This is a genomic window from Campylobacter sp. CH278, from assembly GCF_004378845.1.
GTDB classification, from domain to species: Bacteria; Campylobacterota; Campylobacteria; order Campylobacterales; family Campylobacteraceae; genus Campylobacter_D; species Campylobacter_D jejuni.
Genome location: NZ_RYXZ01000015.1, coordinates 1 through 3,103, shown reverse-complemented (window position 1 = coordinate 3,103; position 3,103 = coordinate 1). Strand labels below are relative to the sequence as shown.

Sequence of the window (3,103 nt, the reverse complement as noted above, 5' to 3'; positions counted from 1 at the left end):
TAAAAGAATATTGCTTAAAGCCTCAATGTTTTTGTTAAAAAGTTCTTTTTGAGTAGGGGTGAAGGTCATTGAAAATCCTAATTATTTTTTGATTATATCGTCAAAATTCCAATTTTCTAAACTTTTTTCTATGGTTTTGTTTTGAGTATCAAGATATCCTAAACCTTGGATAAACCAATTGTGTTGTATTTTCAAAAAGTCTATTAAATTTTCTTTTTGCTTATTTGTGTTTAAAACTTCAAATTTTAAAATTTCGCATTCGTTATGAAAATAAATAGCTTGACAAAGTTCATTAAAAAGCTTGAGTTTTTTAAATTCTTTAAAAAGATTTAAAAGATCATTTTTGATTTTTTCAAGAGTTTGAAAATTCTTGTCATTTTTTTCTAAAGTGTATCTAAGCTTTTGAAGCTGAGTTTGAGTTTTTTTTATAAATTCTTTAGATTCTAAAATGCTTTTTTGGAGATATTTTTTTATTTTTTCTAATTTTTCTTTGGCTAGTTTTTTATCTAGAAATTTTGGAAAATCAAAAGGTTTAATTAAATCTTTATCAAGTAAATTCTCACAAGCCCATGAAAAAGGTTTTTCTATAGTTCCTTCTATCCTTGCTCCACCTTCGGTGCAGTTGTAGGTGGTGATATTGAGTTTTTCTTTTGCCCAAAATATATCTTTTTCAAAAGCTTGACGAAATAAATTCCAAGTGAGTTGAGTTCTTACTTTGCCTTTTCCTCCATAAGCTAGTGTATATTTTTCTCCTCTGATTTCTTCACCTTGACTTCCATGTATATGCTCTTTAGGATGTGAACTTCCATCCTCGCCATAAGCTAAATCCTGTCCTATAAAAATGATATTTTCAAATCTTAAGGCTCCGGCTAGTTCATAGATCATATTTGAAACACTATGTCCTACTCCAAGATATCCATATTCATCAAGTTTTAAACTAGCTGCAAAATTTAAAGGGCGATGTACAAGCATATAAGTTCTTTGATCTTTTTCTAAAAAATCTAATACTTCTTTATGAACTACAGAAGCAAGTATAAAAAGAATGTTTTTATTAAATTCACCAAAATCATTATCAAAACATTTAGAAACTATATCATCACGTTCTAGCATGCAAACATAATCAGGCTTTATACCGTATTTTCCAAGGATAACATAAGCACTATCTGCACAAAAAATCGTAGCTTTATTGGCATACTTTTTTAATAAAGGAAGTTGTTTTATAAGACTTGGTCCTGTAGAAACAATGATAGCATTTTTAACCTTAGCTCTTCTTTCTTTGAGAAATTCTTGAAAAATTCCATGATTTAACATTTTAGGGAGATTGTCTAGGGTATGTTTGATCCCTACTAAAGAATCATGTGGATCATTACCTTTGTTTAAAACGATAAATCGTATCATTTCTATCAGTTGAGTATTTATATTTTGTATTTGAGTGCTATAAAATTGTTGATAAAAATCATTATGGATAAAAAGATTAAAAATTTTTACACTTTTTTGAATGATTTCATAAGTAAAAAGTGTGGTGAGTTGTGCTGTATTAATATTTGGAGTATAGAAAAGTATTAGTTGCTCTTTTTTTAATTCTTCGCTAAAATCAAATAAATGAAAAGCTAAAGTTAAAATTTCAAGATTGTCTTCAAAAATGATAATGTGTTTATGTTGTTTGTTTTTACATAAAGTTTTATAAAACATTCCATTTCCAAAGCCATAAAAAAACAAAACAGGATATTTGTTATATTCGGTTTTAAACAGAGTAAGGTTTTCTAAAAGCTCTTTATTGGGATTTTCATAAAGAAAAATATCATCTTTTTTAAAATTTATTCCATTTTCATCTTGGATAAGTGCAAAAGTTAAGTATTTAAGTGATCTTAGTGTACAAGCTAAAAACTCATCGACCTCAAACAAAGCTTGAGTATTTTTTAAAAAAAGCTCTTCTCTCACCTTCTCACCCTTTCCATCCATTTATCTAATTTTCTTTCTTTAAGTTTTTCTTCTAAAGGAAGTATATTTTTTATCAAAGCATTTTCTTGTGCTTTAATATGCCCATAAACTAATTCCATAAATTCTAAATGTTCTTTTATCCAAAGAATACTTTTATTAAAAGCATCTTCTTTGGTTTTAGGATTTAAAACATAAATTCTAGCAAGATTAAGTTCAAATTGTGTCAGTAAAGGATCTAAAATTTGTATCAAATCTTTTTGAGTATTGTAAAGTTCATCTATTTGAGTTTTGGTTTTATCTATATCTTGAATAATTTCTTGAATAAAAATTTCATTTTTTTGAGAATTTTGTAAACTCATAAAAGAGTTTTTTATTTTATCATAAACTTTAATAAAGTTATCGTTAAAATCTCTACAATGTTCAATACTTTTACAAACTTTATAATAAGCCTTAAGTAAAAACTCATTTTGTCTATTTAAACTTAAAGGTTCTAATTTTTCAAAAGGTTTATTTAAATCTTTATCAAGTAAATTCTCACAAGCCCATAAAAAAGGTTTTTCTATGGTTCCTTCTATCCTTGCTCCACCTTCGGTGCAGTTGTAAATTTTAGCATCTAAATACTTTTGTATTTTTTGCACATCTTGCTCTAAATTTCGTTTAAACATAAGCCAGACATGGTGGGTTTTGATTTTTTCTTTTCCGCCATAAGCAAGAGTGTAAAGATGCGGATACCTTCTGCTTTCATAGCTAGCTGAATTTTGATAATCATCAGGATGAGAATTGCCATTTTCAGCATAAGCTAAATCCTGTCCTATAAAAATGATGTTTTTATGATTTAAATGTAAGGAAAGATAACAAGCCATATGTGCAACACTAAATCCCATGTTAAAATATCCAAAATAATCTAATTTTAAATATTGTATAAAACTTGCATAGGTTGAAACTATAGTAAAATTATCGGTTTTTTTGGTTAGGTAATTTATGGCATTAGGATGTACTATGGATTTGATAATAAAACAAATTCCATTATCAAATTCCCCAAAATCATGATTAAAAAATTCTGCTGTAATAGCTTTTCTTTCCAACATGCAAACATAATCAGGCTTTATACCATGCTTAGCTAAAATAGGATAAGAAGAATCCGCACAAAAAATCGTAGCTT

The 3,103-nt window shown here is 27.3% G+C and carries 2 protein-coding genes; both read right to left on the bottom strand.

What is annotated here, in order from left to right; translation table 11 throughout:
* Positions 1-81: 81 nt before the first annotated feature.
* Positions 82-1,941: a motility associated factor glycosyltransferase family protein gene (locus tag ELQ04_RS08435; protein WP_079396642.1), complete on the bottom strand. Its 1,860-nt coding sequence runs from the start codon at positions 1,939-1,941 to the stop codon at positions 82-84.
* On the bottom strand, positions 1,938-3,103 hold a 1,166-nt coding region (locus ELQ04_RS08430), incomplete at its 5' end, for a 6-hydroxymethylpterin diphosphokinase MptE-like protein (protein WP_134224513.1). The genes ELQ04_RS08430 and ELQ04_RS08435, both read right to left, overlap by 4 nt.